This window comes from Nostoc sp. UIC 10890, from assembly GCF_054786515.1.
This window is the reverse complement of the sequence record NZ_JBSGKF010000001.1, coordinates 2552701-2571307: the sequence shown is the minus strand read 5'-3', so window position 1 is coordinate 2571307 and position 18607 is coordinate 2552701. Positions and strand designations below refer to the sequence as shown.

The 18607-nt window shown below is 42.0% G+C and carries 13 protein-coding genes and 1 pseudogene; 7 read left to right on the top strand and 7 right to left on the bottom strand.

What is annotated here, in order from left to right; genetic code table 11:
• The first annotated feature begins 494 nt into the window (after positions 1–494).
• Positions 495–3434 carry a tetratricopeptide repeat protein gene (locus ACWATR_RS10090; protein ID WP_460331905.1) on the top strand — a complete coding sequence of 980 codons (2940 nt, stop codon included), beginning with the start codon at positions 495–497 and terminating at the stop codon, positions 3432–3434.
• A 39-nt stretch (positions 3435–3473) separates the two neighbouring features.
• Positions 3474–3725 (top strand): hypothetical protein, encoded by a 252-nt coding sequence (locus ACWATR_RS10085; protein WP_460331903.1) that lies wholly within the window; start codon positions 3474–3476, stop codon positions 3723–3725.
• Positions 3726–4085: 360 nt separating this feature from the next.
• On the opposite strand, the gene ACWATR_RS10080 is transcribed toward ACWATR_RS10085, so the two are convergent.
• The 4 genes and pseudogenes from ACWATR_RS10080 to cimA form a co-directional block, all read right to left on the bottom strand.
• Positions 4086–6440: an arylsulfatase gene (locus ACWATR_RS10080; protein WP_460331901.1), complete on the bottom strand. Its 2355-nt coding sequence runs from the start codon at positions 6438–6440 to the stop codon at positions 4086–4088.
• Between the two features lie 37 nt (positions 6441–6477).
• Positions 6478–7347, bottom strand: coding sequence for a bile acid:sodium symporter family protein (locus ACWATR_RS10075; RefSeq protein ID WP_460331899.1), 870 nt, complete (start codon positions 7345–7347; stop codon positions 6478–6480).
• 63 nt (positions 7348–7410) lie between these two features.
• Positions 7411–7608, bottom strand: a pseudogene (locus ACWATR_RS10070) (transposase); the annotation flags it as partial.
• A 292-nt stretch (positions 7609–7900) separates the two neighbouring features.
• Entirely contained in the window at positions 7901–9562 is a 1662-nt protein-coding gene (gene cimA, locus ACWATR_RS10065; protein ID WP_460331897.1) for a citramalate synthase, read from the bottom strand.
• A gap of 75 nt (positions 9563–9637) precedes the next feature.
• Here cimA and ACWATR_RS10060 point away from each other — a divergent pair, with 75 nt between their 5' ends.
• From ACWATR_RS10060 to ACWATR_RS10040, 5 genes are all read left to right on the top strand, one after another.
• Positions 9638–9976, top strand: coding sequence for a 2Fe-2S iron-sulfur cluster-binding protein (locus tag ACWATR_RS10060; protein ID WP_181931696.1), 339 nt, complete (start codon positions 9638–9640; stop codon positions 9974–9976).
• A 17-nt stretch (positions 9977–9993) separates the two neighbouring features.
• The gene (locus tag ACWATR_RS10055; RefSeq protein ID WP_460331895.1) at positions 9994–10383 is read left to right on the top strand and encodes a hypothetical protein; all 390 of its coding nucleotides are present in this window, start codon (positions 9994–9996) and stop codon (positions 10381–10383) included.
• Between the two features lie 217 nt (positions 10384–10600).
• Positions 10601–12592, top strand: coding sequence for a glycine oxidase ThiO (gene thiO, locus ACWATR_RS10050; RefSeq protein ID WP_460331893.1), 1992 nt, complete (start codon positions 10601–10603; stop codon positions 12590–12592).
• A 247-nt stretch (positions 12593–12839) separates the two neighbouring features.
• On the top strand, positions 12840–13019 hold the full coding sequence (gene psb34 / locus ACWATR_RS10045) for a photosystem II assembly protein Psb34 (protein ID WP_460331891.1): 180 nt from the start codon (positions 12840–12842) through the stop codon (positions 13017–13019).
• A gap of 262 nt (positions 13020–13281) precedes the next feature.
• Positions 13282–15495, top strand: a complete 2214-nt coding sequence (locus ACWATR_RS10040) for a tetratricopeptide repeat protein (protein WP_460331889.1) — start codon at positions 13282–13284, stop codon at positions 15493–15495.
• Positions 15496–15870: 375 nt separating this feature from the next.
• On the opposite strand, the gene ACWATR_RS10035 is transcribed toward ACWATR_RS10040, so the two are convergent.
• The 3 genes from ACWATR_RS10035 to ACWATR_RS10025 form a co-directional block, all read right to left on the bottom strand.
• Complete coding sequence (locus ACWATR_RS10035; protein ID WP_460331887.1) at positions 15871–16995, bottom strand: site-2 protease family protein; 1125 nt, start codon at positions 16993–16995, stop codon at positions 15871–15873.
• 161 nt (positions 16996–17156) lie between these two features.
• A complete protein-coding gene (locus ACWATR_RS10030; RefSeq protein WP_460331885.1) occupies positions 17157–17990 on the bottom strand; it encodes a sulfurtransferase in 834 nt (277 codons plus the stop codon).
• Between the two features lie 56 nt (positions 17991–18046).
• Entirely contained in the window at positions 18047–18466 is a 420-nt protein-coding gene (locus ACWATR_RS10025) for a DUF6220 domain-containing protein (protein WP_460331883.1), read from the bottom strand.
• Positions 18467–18607 lie beyond the last annotated feature (141 nt).

The window sequence follows — 18607 nt, the reverse complement described above, 5'->3', positions numbered from 1 at the left end:
GGGGAGGGGATTGGGGTGGGGTTTTTGTACCTCACCCAAGCGAGAACCGCTATATTTTACTTAGATAAGCTTCGGAAAATGCTTATTAAGGTAAGCTTTATTTTTTACTTAATAATAAATAATTACCATACTTGACGCTTTTTTGTGGTCTAAAAACCCATGCCTAATCATCGACGAAATTCGGGAAGCTCTTTTCCGAAATCTTATCAATTCATCTTGTGTAATATATTAATGTTTAAAAAAATTCAATATACTATTACGCAATAGCTGGTATTAAATAATACGTACTCATATATTGCAATCTAACATATAAATCCTATTTTATTTTGAAAAAAACTTAGTACATATCTATTTCCTTCTTGGCTGTTCAGAGTTCCCTCCCTACACAAGTAAGTTCAGGAATAAAATCGGATTCCTATATAATATTTATGCCAGACTCACAGTTTCGACGAAATAACTCCCGACCTAAAAAGATATACAGTTTTTTTAAAAAGATGCAAAAGCTATCACTTTTCTCTATTACTTTTGCATACAATAGCGGAGTTGTTTTTTTGACAACACTTTACGCTATTGGCTTGAGCCTCGCAATAATTTTTTCTCTGACCAATAAGAGTATTTTAGATATTAATAATAGTGGGTTTTATATAAGTTTTCTAGTTGTGATTATAGCAACAGTAGGAATATTTCCTGCTTCATATTTTGCTTACCTTTTTTATAGAAGAGAACGAACTCAAGCTGAACGTATTAAAAATGATTTAAAGCTATTAGGCTTGGTTACTGAAGATGAATATAATAATTTTGATCAGCTATATAAAACAGTTTACGATCCAATTCAATTTGGAAGTTTTATACTTCTACTTACTTCAATATCAACACTTGTTCTTACAGTTTATTATATCAGTAAAATAGAACCAGATAATCCAATTAAAAATTTGCTTACTAGTACTCAATTAGGAATAATTTTTTATTCTTTCTTAGGAGCTTATTTATTTGGAATTCGGCTTGTAATACGTCGTTACAATACATTTGACCTACAACCTCAAGTTTATGCCACTATCGTCCTACGTATTCTAGTTTCTGGAGCAATAGCATTTGGAATAGGGTTATTAATTGAACAAGGATATCTGATATCAGAAATGCCCCAGGAATCATTATCTCCTATTTCAAGCACTGCGAAGGTATCTGACAGTAGCATCGTACAACAACCAAATCCATCTTCTGAACAACAGATACCTGATAAAGATAAATCAAATATCAATCGGAAAAATGATTATGCAGAAAAACTTCTTCCGTGGCAGATATTAGCTTTTCTGATTGGATTTTTCCCAGAACAAGGTTTACGCTGGATTGTTCTTGTTGGTAAACGCGCTTTTCGAGATCCAACACTTTATCAATATAATGAGCTTCCTTTAAGGAAAATTTTAGGTATCAATGAATGGCATCAAGCGCGATTAGAAGAATTGGGAATTGATGATGCTCAAAGTTTAGCGACTGCTGATATTTCCAAACTGCTTTTAACTACCCAATTTGATACTATGCAAGTAATAAATTGGATTGATCAAGCCATCTTACATATGAAAGCAGGAACAAGAACTGAACAATTTATTGCGTTTCAAATTACAACATATCACGAGTTATATACTCTACTCAACCAAATAAAATTAAAAGTATACGAAGCTGAAGTAAAACGAGAAGATAGAAATAATTATAGTCAAGAGATTCCTAATGAAACTAAACAAAATCGAAAAAATGAGAAATACAAGCTATTAGATATTTTAAATGAAATTAGTTCTCACGTTCAAACAACACCGAATAAAATTTCGTTTCAAGAGGATTACAGCAAACTTTTAGTTGCATTAGGATTTAATTTAACAGAATTAGAGCGTCTTTGTGATTACTCAAATTATCCTAATTATGTGCGGATAGAGGAGTATTACAAGAATCTTGAAAATATTACACGTGAGCAAGCAAAGCGAGGGGCAAAGGAAATAATACGCTCTATAGATTTCGGTGGCGAAGTTGTTGATTTTACCAGAGGTAGTTATGGAGAAAGCTTAACTCCGCAGCAAAGAGAGGTAATTGAAAATCAAGTTAGTAGAATTTATGCTCAATTGCAATTCAGCCGCCCGACTCGTTCAACCGCTGAGGGATGGGTGCAATTGGGAATACGATATTATTTGCTCAATAAATTAGAGAATGCTCTAGAGGCTTATGAACGCTCTTTAAAAATTGACCTTCAAGTTGGGGCTTATATCGGACGGAGTTTGATATACATTGCTCTGGGAAATCAAGAAAGAGATCAGGGAAACTTGAAAGATGCTCTGAGAAAACAGAAGGAGAAAGAGAAAGAGGATCTGTTAAAACAAAAGCCAAATGAAGATATACCTGTAAATGCAACCAATGAAATCACAAAATTGCAAAATGAAATCATATTTCATTATACCAACGCTCAAAATTATTATGAAAAAGCTATTTCTGACAACACATTTGCTATCAGAATAGTGCCTTATAATGCAGACGCATTTAATAATCGTGCAGTAGCTTACATGGAACAAGGTAACTTCATTACAGCGTTGGAAAATCTGGAAATAGCTTTACAGCATAATGATAGCCTTGCTACTGCTTACTACAATCGAGGAACAATTAGAAACACTCTAGGAACATCAGAAAAGAATTTTATAGAAGCAGCTTTTGACCTGGAACGGGCGTATTTATTAGGCTATCGTCCTGCTGCATTATGGGCAACTTGGGGATTAGTCTTGCTTAACACAGGGCATTATCAAAAGGCAGTTGAAAAAATTAGTCAAGCTATTGCTCTTAGCGATGAAAATCCCGCACTACACTATGCGCGACGGGGGTTTGCTTATGTAGAATTGAGTAAGGAAGCGAAAGTGCAAAAGTTAAATTATTCCTCGGAATATGCCAAGCAAGCTAGTCGTGATTTTGATAGAGCAATTGAACTGTCTCCAGAGCTTACTATCACTTATATTCACTATGGGTATCTCAAGATATTTGAAGGGAAATACGACAAAGCTATTTATTACTACAAAAAAGCAATTGAGCAAGGAGCTAAAGATTACATAATCTACGCAAATCTAGCTGAAGTTTATTTTCAATGGGGGCAATTTAAAAGCACAGGAGTGACTGAGGATAATACAGTTGCCAAACAGGATTATGAAGAATCCATAAAAAACTATGAGAAAGCAATTGAGCTAGAAGATAAAAGACCCGAAACCTTCTTCAATTTAGCAGTAGCATATTATATTACTAACAATATAGACAAAGCAAGAGAGAAGGCCTTAGAATCTGATAGAATAGTAAGTGAAATGACATCTTTGGAATCTTCTAGATATAGCTATCTCGTAGAGATTAACCAACTCAAAGTAGAAGTTTCTGATTTTCTAAAGAGACTTCCAAAGGATGAAGTCATTTAAGTATATTCAATTTGTAATCAAAAGCGAAGATTTGTAGTCATGAACATCACAATGTATTCTACCAATAGTGCCCAAAAAGAAGATATAAGCGAAACAGATCCATCAATAAGCATGGGAATTAATATCTATAATCTTCCTCGTGAAAGTTGTGATAGCAAACGATCCTCTGTAAAAATGCCATACGGGGTTTATTTTGGTGGAGATATTTCTACAGGAGGTGGAGAGCCTGTTGGAGTTAAGAGATGGGTTGCTAATTGGCGCGATATAGAAGGGAACAACGCAAAAAAATGAAGTTCAGTTTTTGCAGTTGATTGCTATTAACAAAATCTGCATTTTTTATGTAAATATTTGTACTTTTTTTGGCATTGAGTAAAATTAAGTCGCCCTAGTAATGGGGCGACTTAATTTTACTCGTCCCCTAAAGTAAAGAATTGATTTGCCAAAAGGGATTTTTTGAGCCATTCTCGGACAACAGCAGTGCACAGATGGTATCTAAATGCCAATAAGACAGCGACGGCATCCAATACGGTTCGGATAAGCACTCTTCACTTTCCTTGTGGTCTGGGAAAAGCTTAAAGGGTAAGGGGTAGCTGTATTTAAAACCTTTCCCCTTTCCCTTTAACCGAACCGTACTGTTATGGCACCCACCTACTACTGTCGTGCCATAATGGTACGCATCTCGGCTTCTGTATCTTGAATCAAATCTCCACTAACATCCACGATCGCACGATAAATCTTGCCCGTAAACTTGAAAGGTGGTTCATAATCGGGTGTTACAGGCGCACCAGGGGCTATCCCACAGGTCACGCCACTAGTCAGACCTAGTGCTAAAGGAGTAGTTACAGGGATATCAGCTTGTCCGACTAATTTCCCATCGATATAAAGTTGGGCGCGACCCGGCGCTCCTTTCCCCTTCGCTAAATCCGGCTGACCCGTCACTTTAAACTCAAAGCGCAACTGATGGCGACCCTCCGGGACTGACTCTACAGACTCGACATGATAGAGCGATCGCGCTACATAGTTATGAACCCAGTGCAGTTTGCCATCTTTGACATAGAAAGAGTAGCCACTATCATTACCTCCGTGAGCAAGTAATACTCCTTCTGCGCCACCGATGGGAATTTCGACATCAACGGTAATACTATGGGGACGATTTAGCACTCTAACGGCACTATTGGCTGGAATCGCCTGAGTGTCGGGATAGTAAATATAGCGGGCACGATTGACAGCAATCTGAGGACGTTCTTCTGCCAATCGTTGCGTGCCGCGTCCATCCACAGGTAACACATTATATTTACCCGCCTCTACATACCAAGTAGCAATCATCTCAATTAGCTTAGAGCGGTTGTCAGCAGCAACGTCGTGATTTTCCGCAAAATCCTTAGCGACATGATACAGTTCCCAATGATGGGTATCCAAGTCTGTAAGGGTTTGGGCTGAGATTGGCGCACCAAAAAACTGCCCTGCTTCTTTAAATGATGGCCCAGGCCAAGGACAAACCGCCCGCCAGCCATCATAGTAAAGAGAGCGATGTCCCATCATCTCGAAATACTGGGTAAGATGCTTAGTGGGTGCGTCAGTATGATTAAAAGTATGGGCGAAGCTTACACCTTCAAGGGGGGATTGAGTCACACCCTTGATAGTTGTGGGTGGTTCAATTTCTAGTAGGTCAAGCACCGTCGGTACTAGGTCAATGGCATGGGCATACTGAGTACGGATTTCGCCTTTTGCCTCAATGCCTTTAGTCCAATGGACAATTAAGGGATCGCTGATTCCACCCCGATAGGTTTCCCGTTTCCAACGACGAAAAGGCGTATTACCTGCCCAAGTCCAGCCCCACGCGTAATGGTTGAAGGTTTCTGGGCTGCCTAGCTTGTCGAGTGCCTTGAGATTTTCCTCTAGAGATTCTGGCACATTGTTAAAAAACAGGTTCTCATTAACCGAACCAGTGGGCCCACCTTCCGAACTTGCCCCATTGTCCGAGATGACCATAATTACAGTATTGTCGAACTCCCCGATAGATTTGAGGAAGTCGAGTAAGCGACCAATGTGGTAGTCAGTATGGGTTAAAAAGCCAGCAAAGACTTCCATCATACGGGCATAAAGCCGTTTTTCTGCTGCTGAGAGAGTATCCCAGTGAGAGACATCGGGATCATGGCGGGAGAGTTCGGCATCGGCCGGGACAATCCCCATTTCCTGCTGACGGGCAAAAACCTTTTCCCTGTAAGCTTCCCAACCATCATCAAACTGTCCGGCGTAGGCATCAGCCCATTCTTTGGGCACATGATGAGGGGCGTGCATTGCCCCAGGACAGAAATACATGAAGAAGGGCTTATCGGGGGCAACCTGCTTGGCATCAGCGATGAAGCTAATTGCTTTATCTGCTAAGTCTTCGGTTAAATGGTAGCCTTCTACGGGGGTCTTTTCTGGCTTAACGGTGTGGTTATCATAAACCAATTCAGGATAATACTGGTGGGTTTCTCCTCCTAGAAAACCATAAAAACGTTCAAAACCGCGACCGAGAGGCCAGCGATCATAGGGGCCAGCGGCAGAAAGCTGGTCTGAGGGTGTTAAATGCCATTTCCCGATCGCATAGGTGTTATAACCCTTCTGTAGTAATATCTCCGAGAGAAACCCATTTTCAAAGGGAATATTCCCATTACCACCGGGATAACCCGTAGAAGCTTCTGTAATGCAGGACATGGCGTTGGAATGGTGATTGCGGCCAGTCAGCAGACAAGAACGGGTGGGTGAACACAACGCTGTCGTGTGTAAATTGTTGTAGCGCAAGCCATTGGCGGCTAATGTGTCTAGGTTGGGTGTTTTGATCGGACTTCCGTAACTCCCAAATTGCCCAAAGCCCGTATCATCGAAGACGATAAATAGCACGTTTGGTGTGCCTTCTTTGGCTCGCAAAGGTTCTGGCCAAGCAGGACTGGATTTATCAACTGTCCGTCCTATGACACCAGGGAAAGTATTTCCGGGTTTGTATTCACGCAGAGACATAAACCTAAACTCCTTATCTAGGTTGACAGGTGGCTGACTATAACGAGTTAATTTCCCTACTCAATCCGGCTAATCTGCGCTTATTCCAGATTGAGTAAGGAACACCTACAAAAGCTCCCAAAATTACATAAGCTACCAGCGTCGGAATCACCTGCTGCTGTATATGATTCAAAATAGCGATAAATAAAGCTAAACCAAAATTGCGAGCAATACAGAAAATCGCCAAGATAGACCGCGTATCATCATCAAGTCTGCCTAAAGCGTGTCCAATTCCTAAAGAAGCAATCACCATAATCGCGATCGCAATGAGTGGTAATTCCCCAACTTGGAAAAACAGCGGAAGCCCTAAGATGCAAGCTAAAACGACCAGTATTGAAAAGACACCATTAGCAATAAAAGTTAAATGTTGGGCAATCTTTTCGGCAAATGTAGGAGCGAACTTTTGAATCAAAAGACCGAGACTGACAGGCAATAACTGTACCAGAACGACTTGCTGGGCAACTTCTGAAATTGCCACCTTTTGGGAAATATTTTTAAATAAAGTGGCGAAAATTGCCAAGGTGAGGGGAGTAACAAAAACCGCAAGTATTGCTAAGGTTATCTGAAGACTCGCTGCGTAGGATACGCTGCCTCCAGCCCTTTGCGTTCGCTTTGTGCTTAGAGGCGCACCTGGTGAAGCTGCCAACAAAGCCAACCCTATCATCACTTCTGATGGTAAGTTAAACAGTTTCAGCAAGAAAATAACCACTAGAGGAACTAGCACAATAACGGCTAGAAGCGCACGGAATACTAAGGCAGGTTTTCGCCAGAAGGAAAGCATCTTTTCAACAGAAAGATTGCTCCCTATGGCTAACATCAGAGAAAAAATAGTGACTTTAACGATAATCAATAGTAAAGGATGATGCATACCTTTAAAATGCCTAATATTGGGTGTGGTCAACTCACCCTGATTTAATAGTTTATCTAGTCAATATTTCAACTCACCTACTAATTGGAATAGACGATAAGCAATGTATTCTTTACACAAAAATCAGACTAATTTAATAATGTTGTAAGCCGGATTATATGCGGGTAAAAACTTTAGTATAAAGTTATGAAGTTCTTAGGCAACTAATCTAGCAATATCTTGAGGTTGATGAAAACTAGCATTAGAGACTTGCAGATAAATAAGATACCAGCTAATGTAAAAGATTAACCTCAAAGCAGTTGTAAATAGTGGCTAGTACAACGCGGCGGAAATAAACCAATCATTCCAAATCAACGAAACCCTTATGCTGTATTCATTTTTAATTTTTAATTTTTAATTTTTAATTCCGCCTTGCGGTACTAGGTGGTTAAATTATCTCGTTGATGATTACCCAATTGTTGATAAATAATTGCAGAAAGCGATCGCCAATGTGCGATCGCTTCCCCTTCTCATCCAAAAACGCAAACTTTTACTACACTACATGTCCCTTTTGTCAACTAGAAGCTTTCACCGCCGCTTCCGCTTGGGAGTGTAATAACAAACCGTATTCCAAGCCCTCCACCACAGCTTGATAGGAAGCCGCCAAAATATTGGTAGAAACGCCTACCGTCGTCCAGCGTTGACGACCATTGCCCGATTCTACCAACACACGAGTTTTCGCCGCAGTGCCCGTATGTCCGTTGAGAATCCGTACTTTGTAATCTGTCAAATCAAAGGTGGCAATTTGGGGATAAAAGTTCACCAAAGCCTTGCGTAAAGCTGCATCCAAAGCTGCCACCGGGCCGTTACCTTCCGCTGCCTCCAAAATATTTTTCCCTTCAACAGCGACTTTGACTGTAGCTAGGGCATTGCTAGTTTCTTTCCCCTCAATTAAGTCACAGTGGACTTGAAAACCTTTGACTTCAAAAAACTTCTGGCGGTCTCCCAAAGCTTCGTGCATCAACAGCACAAAACTAGCCTCGGCTGCTTCAAATTGAAATCCTTCACTCTCCAAATCTTTGAGGCGCTGGAGAATTTCTCTGGCCTCTGCCTTTTGCTGATCCAGTTCAATGCCAAAACTGCGGGCTTTGGCTAAAACATTGCTGAGTCCAGACTGTTCAGAAATCACAATGCGGCGACGATTCCCGACTTGTTCCGGTTGAATGTGTTCGTAAGTCAGGGGATTACGTTCCACGGCTGATACATGAATACCGCCCTTGTGGGCAAAAGCCGAACGTCCCACAAAGGGAGCATGTTCATCTGGTGCGAGGTTGACGACCTCACTCACAAAACGACTAGCTTCTGTAAGTTGTGTGAGCTGGTCTTCTGTGATACAACTGTAACCCGCCTTCAGTTGTAAATTGGGAATTAACGAACAAAGGTTAGCATTACCGCAACGTTCACCGTAACCATTAATTGTGCCCTGTACCATCTTTGCCCCTGCCATAACGGCAGCTATTGCGTTAGCAACCGCCATTTCCGAATCGTTATGAGTATGAATTCCAATTTGAGGAATTGTCCTTTGTTCTTTGTCCTTTGTCATTAGTTGTTGACTAATGACCAATGACAAATGACTAATAACATCTTGAACAATTTGGCTAATTTCGTGTGGTAAAGTGCCACCATTGGTATCACAGAGGACTAGCCATTCCGCACCAGATGCGATCGCAGCCTCTAATGTCTGTAAAGCATAATCTCGATTGTGCTTGTAGCCATCAAACCAATGTTCGGCATCGTAGATAATACGACGCCCTTGAGAACGGAGGTACTCAATGGTGTCGCAAATCATCGCCAAATTTTCTTCTAATGTCGTCTTGAGGCCTGTTGTGACATGTAAATCCCAAGACTTGCCAAAAATCGTTACCCAGCGAGTTCCCGCAGCCAAAATATCCTGTAGCATCGGTTCGGTGGCGGCAGTAGAGTTGGGGCGTCGAGTCGAACAAAAAGCAACAATTTCAGCCTGTTTGAGCGGATCTTCTTGAAGTTGCCAGAAAAATTGTACATCCTTGGGATTGGCACCAGGCCAACCGCCTTCAATAAAGGGAATTCCCAGTTGATCAAGTCTACGGGCAATGCGTAACTTATCTTCTATCGATACCGATAGCCCCTCGCGCTGAGTGCCATCCCGTAGTGTAGTGTCATAGAGCCAAAGTTGAGGTGAGGAATTTGTGGTCATAAAACTGGGACCGACGAGACAACTTTCGAGGCAATGTGTCAATATACAACAAAAAGCCAGTTTGGCAATTTAAAAATGCCTAAAGTACTAGCTGAAGGTAAAACAATTGATTGCGAACAGGGAAGCAATCTCCGAAAAATTTTGCTGCAAAATAGTATTGAACTCTACAATGACGGTGCTAAGGTAATAAACTGTCGGGGCATTGGCAGTTGCGGTACCTGTACGGTTAAGGTAGAGGGCAAAGTATCAGCAGCGAATTGGCGTGATCGAGCACGGCGTTCGCTTCCTCCCCATTCTCCTACAACAGACTTGCGTTTAGCCTGTCAAACTCAGGTTTTGGGCGATGTGAAAGTGACAAAGTTTGATGGATTTTGGGGACAAGGTTCTCGAATAGTGTGGACACCAAAAGGTTAAAAAGGAGTTAAGACAAGATGGGTAGATGGACACCCTTAATTTTAATGGCTGGAGGTTTAGCCATTCTGCTTGGTACATTACTGGGCATCAACTTTCCTATGGGCGTACAAAGCGCTAACGCTCCCAGCGACAAGAAATCACAAGTCCTGCCAGCTAATATCAATGTTAATAGCAGTGCTGGCAGCAAGAATGAGGAAACTGCAACTGAAGGAACTGAAACAAACGAAAATAGACGCACTATTGTAGCCCCAAGACCTGACAACAGGAGTAGCGTTGCTCAGAATCCTTCTGATGACTCAACATCACCTGCTGACAGTACAACAGATGGCAATACAGATACTTCCGGAACAGACACGCCATCAAGCGATGTTAATCAAGGCAACGAACCAATTCGAGCTTTGTGGTAACTGAACAGTGCTAAGTTCTGTTAGTGGATAGCTAGGGTTAAGCCAGTTCCGAGTGCTGAGTAAAAAGTAAAATTAATTGCACTCAGCATTCCTGATGAAGATAGATCCGTCTTTAGTTACGAGTTATAAGTTATAAGTTATGAGTTATTAGTTATGAGTTATTAGTTATGTACTAATGATAAATGGCTAATGATAGATGACTAATGACTAATGACTAATGACTAGTGAGACTGTAATTATTGGTGGCGGCGTTATTGGTTTAGCGATCGCCATTGAACTAAAACTGCGCGGGACACAGGTCACCGTGCTTTGTCGTGACTTCAAGACTGCCGCTACCCACGCCGCCGCTGGGATGTTAGCACCAGATGCGGAAAACATTTCTAATGAGGCAATGCGCTCCTTGTGTTGGCGATCGCGTGCTTTATATGCCGACTGGACGCGCAAATTAGAAGAACTGACCGGCTTAAATACTGGCTACCGTGCCTGCGGTATTCTCGCACCCCTCTTTGAAGAGGCAGAGGGGCAGGGGAGCAGGGGAGCAGGGGAGCAGGGGAGCAGGGGGGAAAGTCTTTCCCCTTCATCCCCGGCTTACTGGTTAAACAAAGAGGCAATTCATCAATATCAGCCAGGATTGGGAGCAGATGTAGTTGGTGGGTGGTGGTATCCTGAAGACGCACAAGTTGATAATCAGGCTCTAGCTCAGGTATTGTGGACGGCGGCTGAGTCTGTTGGTGTTGAACTCAAAGACGGCATTACAGTAGAAGCATTTTTACAGCAGCAAGGACAAGTAGTCGGATTGCAAACCAATGCTGGAATAATTCACGCCGCGCACTATGTTTTAGCTTCAGGTGCTTGGTCAAATGAATTGTTACCACTACCTGTGCGTCCCCGAAAAGGACAAATGCTGAGTGTGAGAGTACCGGAATTTGTGCCGGAATTGCCTTTAAAGCGGGTTTTATTTGGACAGGATATTTACATCGTACCAAGACGCGATCGCCTTGTTCTTGGGGCAACCAGCGAAGACGTTGGCTTCATCCCTGACAATACCCCAGAAGGTATTCAAAAATTACTACAAGCTGCTATCCGGCTGTATCCCCAACTCAAGCATTATCCCATCCAAGAATTATGGTGGGGATTTCGCCCAGCCACCCCTGATGAGTTGCCCATCCTTGGCACTAGCCACTGTCAAAATTTAACCCTTGCTACTGGTCATTACCGCAACGGAATTCTACTTGCGCCCATAACCGCTGCATTGATTGCCGATTTCATCTTGGAACAGAAATCTGACCCCCTACTTGCTAATTTTCACTATTTGCGTTTCCAGTCCAAGCCATCTACCTCCACCCCAATGCTGACTCACTCTGCCAATTTCTCCAACGGGCATCGTACCCTAGACGCGATGAATCGCGTCTCTACAGATTCCCCACTAATTATTGCTGGTAAAACCTTTCAATCTCGTTTGATGACGGGAACTGGTAAGTATCGCAGCATTGAGGAAATGCAGCAAAGCGTCGCCGCCAGCGATTGCCAGATTGTCACCGTAGCAGTACGACGGGTACAAACCAAGGCTCCCGGACATGAAGGTTTAGCTGAAGCCTTAGATTGGACAAAAATTTGGATGTTACCCAATACCGCAGGTTGTCAAACGGCTGAAGAGGCGATTCGGGTGGCACGTTTAGGGCGAGAAATGGCGAAATTATTGGGACAGGAAGACAATAACTTTATCAAGTTAGAAGTAATACCTGATCTTAAGTATTTACTCCCAGATCCAATCGGGACGCTGCAAGCCGCAGAACAATTAGTTAAAGAAGGTTTTGCAGTATTACCTTATATCAACGCTGACCCCATGTTAGCCAAGCGCTTAGAAGAAGTAGGCTGTGCTACGGTAATGCCTTTGGCATCGCCAATTGGTTCTGGACAAGGGCTGAAAACAACCGCCAATATCCAAATCATCATCGAAAATGCAGGTGTACCAGTGGTGGTAGATGCAGGTATTGGTTCACCCTCAGAAGCCGCTCATGCAATGGAATTGGGAGCAGATGCCTTGTTGATTAATAGTGCGATCGCACTTTCTCCAAACCCAGCAGCAATGGCTCGTGCTATGAATTTAGCAACAGTTGCCGGTCGTCTAGCATACCTTGCTGGCAGAATGCCTATTAAAGACTACGCCAGTCCTAGTTCACCTCTAACTGGGACAATTACTAGTTAGGGAATGGGGAATGGGGAATGGGGAATGGGGAATGGGGAATGGGGAATGGGGAATGGGAGAAGAGTGTTTTCCCTTCTTCCCCCCTCACCCCTGCCTCTTTTCAATGCCCCATGCCCCATACCCAATCAATGCCCAGTCCCTAGTCCCCAGTCCCCAGTCCCCAATGTAACGATTTGTCTAGCAGTTTCAGAGCGGATCTAGCATTTATGTAACATTAAATGAACAATAAAGATAAAGGAATTAATTCATGCCCTATACAAATGAAGAAGGCGGTCTTCTGAATAATTTTGCCCGTGAACCAAAGATTTATCAAGCAGAACCTCCCACGGAAGGGCAAAAACGAACTTATATCTTACTAGGAATCGCTGCTACAGCTTTGGTTGTCGGCTTGGTTCTAGTCGCCTTCTTTGTTTCTAAGAGCAGTTGAGCATAAAACATTTTAATAAAATTTCAACTTTTTTACAGTTTTTCAGGTTCCAATCTTAAGAGGGGCCTGCTTTTTTATTTTTTGTTAAAATTGAATTAGCAATTAAAGTATAATTACATACTTTATTATTTATGTAGACCTGAAGGCTCAGTTTATCCTGAGCAGCACAATATCTACTTAAAAATAATTTTTATTATGAGTTTAGTCCACTTAGATGCACCCAGAAAGGTGATATACACTGTGTTTTGGCTCTTTAGCCGCTATGAGCGTGAATGATACTGCACACAACAATAATTCTACTTGGAATCGGCAAGTATACCACCGCCTGAAACTTGCCCTAAGTCTTGGCTTACGACGACAACTTTTTTTAGCGGTATGTGATGATTTACACTTAAGAAATCAGGTAGCAGCCCGTTTGCATTCTACATTGGCTTATCCAGTTGGACAGGTGCTATATCAGTCATCAAATGCTCAGGAAAATAGCACTCCAGCTTATCCGCGATTAGTTACATTGCGTTTGAATTTAAATGATCCTGATCCCATAGTCCAGATTAATCAATGGTTAGCTAATTATCCCCCGCCAATTGTTGGGGCATCAAAAGATACGCCTGGAAGACCTTTTCCAGTACCAGCTTTTCAGCTTGTAGGCGTGGAGCATCTCACCAAGCAACCAGTTGCGACACAGCGTTTATTTTTGCACTATCTCCGCTTAAGCGAACAATATTTTTCTACACAAGAATCCGGCAGATTCTTAGAATCTAACTTACTGTTGTGGATACCGCGTCCTTGGTTATCTGCTATTAAGCAATCAGCACCACAATTTTGGCGTTCCAGGACTGGTGTATTTGTGTTTGCTGGAGAACCCACACCAGCAACTCAGAATTCCGGCTATCCAGAACGTTTTTCACGTTCTGGAAGTTTGGATTTAGGAAATATTGAGCAGTCGATTCTAGATGAATCAGTTAACCAAGAAGAACTTAGAACCGCAGCCACCGGGTTAAACTTTGAGAATAATTCCGATTTTCCCGCAGAGATACAAGGGAATGGCGTACATAAAATCCAGGAAGTTCCGCTGTCAACAGCAGATTTATTGAAGGCTGCGCCACAACAGCAGGAAGCTACTACTAGATATGGTGGTGGGAGTAATAATCAATCGCTGTCGTCTTTATCTTATGTTAGCAGCGAGTTAACGGAGCTAGTAATCGCAACAATCAACACAAATACTGCTCAAAATACTGAGGGTTACTTACAACCGCAGCAGATTTTGTTGGAGATTGAAAAATTACACGAAAAGCAAGTTTCGGCGGAGATGCTGGCAGAAGCTTATCATCGCTTGGGTACTTTATACCGTCTTCGCATTGAACAAGGAGAGTCAAGCCTAGAAAACCTGATGGTAGCAATTATTGCCTATCAGGAGGCAATTAGCTATGACGAAAGCTCACCGCAACTCCCAGATATCTTGAATGATTTGGGTACACTTTACTGGATGTTATACCGTACACCACCCAATTCGGAGGAAGGACAAACTTATATAGACCAGGCAATAGAATTTTATCAGTTGGCGTTAAAGATGATTTCGCCCCAGACACATTTGGAAACTTACGCTCGTGTGCAAAATAATTTGGGGACGGCTTATGGTGACTTAGCTCGTTTTTCTCACCCATCTGAAAATTGGCAGCAAGCAATTTTAGCTTACAGCGAAGCACTCAGCTATCGTACAGCCGATATGGATTCATTAAAGTATGCGGCTTGCCAGAACAATTTGGGTACTGCTTATTGGCATCTGGGTCAATATAATCAACCGATTGTACATTTAAAGAAAGCGATCGCAGCTTACAATGAAGCACTTGTACACTACAACCCCGAAGAGGAGCCGCTCAAGTATGGCATGATTCAAAATAATATCGGTACTGCCTGTTGGAATCTGGCACAATACGAACAACCTGCCCAAAATCTCCAGCGAGCTATAGTTGTCTACAGCGATGCTCTTAAGTATCGCACTCCAGCTAACGTTCCTAGTGCTTGCGCCGCTACACAAAATAATCTGGGTACTGCCTACTGGCATCTAGCAAACCTATCTCAAACAACTAAAGAGTCACGGCAAAAGTATCTGAAATTATGTATCAGTGCTTATGAAGAAGCTATAGCTTTAGCTCACTCTCTTAGCGGTACTTCTTTAAGTTTTGATTTGCTTGCCTCTTATAATAATTTGGGACTAGCCCATTATCAGCTAGTAATAGATAAGTCTTTTAATGGCGAGAAAGCAATACGTTCTCAACACTTAGAAATAGCATTAGATAACCATTTGCAAGCCTTAAACGGATTAAGTAAACAAGCAGAGGCTTATCAAACAACCTTCGCTTATGTGGTGAAAACTATTCGTGCTTTTCATAATGAATTAGGGATACAGGGGCAAAATCTAGCTTTATCTAAAGTTCCTAGTCAGTTGTTGCCAGAGATTTTGTCAAAATTATAATTGAAGAGGAATTCAGGAGTCAGAATTCAGAATTCAGAATCAAGACGTGACTCGAAAATACTCGCTAAAGCTGCGAAGCACAGCCAGTCGTACATAATTCATTCCGACTCCTGACTCCCAATACGGTTCGGTTAAGGCAATAGACGCGATAAATCGCCGTCTCTACAAGGATCAATCTTTCGTATTGACGGCGATTTATCGCGTCTTTGGATCTAGAATTTTCATCAAAAAACCTTAATCGAACCGTATTGTCCTGACTCCTAAATTCTGACTCCTGACTCCTGAATTCAGAATTCAGAATTCTGTTCGATAAAAATGTAAAGAAGCGATTGATTTATCGCTTCTCTACAAAGGTTTGTTATTTTTTTGAGATAACTATGCAGGGTTAGGTTGAGTTCGGCTTTGAAGTAGCTGGATAATTGCAGCTTTTTCTAAGATTCCAACTAGAACGCCATTTTCACGAATTACGGGAAGTACAGATAGCTTTTGTTGTTCGAGTAGCTGCATGACTTCCAGCAGAGGTTGATCGGATTGAACTGTGGTAGATTCAGTAATTGGTCGCATGACTTCCTTAACTTGAGTTTCTGACCACATTACTGTTGGAATGCTTCGTAAATTATCAACTGCGATCGCACCTACTAATTGTCCATCATCATCAGTCACTAAGAATCGATGCCAGTTTTGCCCACTGATGACTCGCTCATCGGCAAATTCTCTTAAGCTAAGATTACCAGATACAATCGGGCTGTCATGAGTTACAGCATCTTCGGCTGTCAAACCTGTGAGTTTTTCTTGTACTCTGGCAAATTGAGCCGCATTACCAGCATTTTGCAACAAGAAGAAGCCAATTAACAAATTCCAGATGTTACCGAAGTTGCCAAACAATAGTAGGGGAACTATACCTGAAAGAATTGCTACCCAACCAAAGATTTGCCCAACTCGACTAGCAAAGGTGACACCTTTATAAGGATTACCTGTAATTTTCCAAACGATGGCTTTCAGTATATTTCCGCCATCTAAAGGTAAGCCAGGAATCAGGTTAAATAGAGCTAGTGCCAAGTTAACAGAAGCTAGAACACCAAGAATTGCAGCTAACGGCCCTGATACAGTAGTAGTAACACCAATCGCTGTAACAATACCGCACAATAGTAGACTAACTAAAGGCCCTGCGATCGCAACCCAGAAAGCCTCACCTGGGGTTTTCGACTCTTTTTCTAAACTCGCCAAACCTCCAAATATAAACAGTGTGATGGATTTGACATCAATCCCCTGACGAATCGCAACGAAACTGTGGCCTAATTCATGGGCGACGACAGAGGCAAATAACATCAGCGCTGTCATCAATCCTAGTAGCAAAGCTAATCCCGCAGATAATTGGGGAAATTGTGCCGCCAGTCCACCGCTATAACTCCAAGTTACTAAACCCAGAACTAAAAACCAGGACGGATGGATATAGAAGGGAATTCCGAAGAGATTACCAACGCGAATTGTGCCATTCATGTCGTTCACCTTTGATTTCAGCTTTGAGAAGTTCGTTTTTGTTCTTCTCGATGTCTCTAGTGTAACGAAAGGTTAAGAGATTTTAATCTTTGTGAGGGTAGTGGTGTCCGTCTGTAAAGGTGCGGTTATTGGTAATATTGGTATCATCCAACTAACTCTCACTACCTCTCGATCGCTACATCAGGCAGGCGACTCCATTCATTCCAAGAGCCATCGTAATTCCGAACATTGGGATAGCCCAATAAATACTTCAAGACAAACCAGGTATATCCAGAACGCCCGCCGATGGCACAGTAGGGAAACACTTCCTTATCAGCTGTAATTCCCTTACTGTGATAAAGATTTTTCAATTCGTTGAATGATTTAAAAGTTCCATCCTCGTTGAGAGTTAAGATATGCTCAAGATGGACTGCACCTGGAATATGTCCAGTACGTTCACCTTCTTTTGGTGGTTGATCGAAAAACCACTCACCACAGTATTCTTGAATTGTTCGGACATCTAACAACACGCAATCGCTTCGACCTATCGATGCCTGAACTTCATTATGTAATACTCGCAGATGAGCATCAATACCTCTGGCACGGTAATCAGTAGAAGCAAAGGTAGATAACTCAGTTGCTAGTGGACAACCTTCTGATTTCCATTTTTGATAGCCGCCATTGAGAACTCGTACATTTTCGTGCCCAAAGACTTTCAACAACCAGAAAATCCAGGCTCCTGTTCCCGGATAACTGCCATAAGCAATCACTGTGGTGTCATTGGTGATGCCTGAACGTGCCATCAGCTTCTCAAAAGCTCGCACATCCAAATTCATATTAAAATTGGGCAATAGCAAGTCTCTAGAGATGTTCCAAAAGACAGCGCCAGGTATGTGAGCATTTTTGTACGGCTTTGGACTGATATCAACTTCAATAATGCGGACATTTGGATCGTTGAGATGATCTGCAAGCCACTGGGTATCAACGAGAACTGATGGATCGGCGTATTGAGACACTTTTATTTCTCCTGTAATAGCGTGAAAAGAATTGAAACTTGTGTTTTCTCAACGATTTAGTCTTGGTTGTGGTTGGGAAATACGATGTGCGATGTCCGATGCACTAGGGTTGTGGAAATAGAGAATAAGGAAAAGCCGATGAGTGGGTGAAACACTGCTAAAGGAAAGGAAGTGTGTAAATGAATTGTGAGAAATTGCAGTCCTAGCAGTACTGGCATACTTGCTGTAAGGCTTTGGATTCTTCGAGGAAACGGAATTAAAAACACCCATACCAACAAAATTAGTGAGAGTCCGCTATATCCTCGCACGAGCCAAATATGTAGGTTCCACCAATCAGAGTTGTAAAAGTAAGCCATTCCAACACTGAATACTTGGGTTGCTAAACAGAGATTGAAAAACACTGCTGCGATAAAAAAACTGATTTGAATCCAGCGCCCGGATATCTGTGTATCATCAATGCCAGAATTTACAGTCATGGTTAAGTAATCCAAAAAAAGCAACCAAATTATTCATTGGTCATTGATAAAGAGTTTGTTAGTACATACCTCGCAAGAGAGTGGCCGAAAAACCAATGACAAATGACAAATGACAAATGACAAAAGCTAGGATAAGTCTGG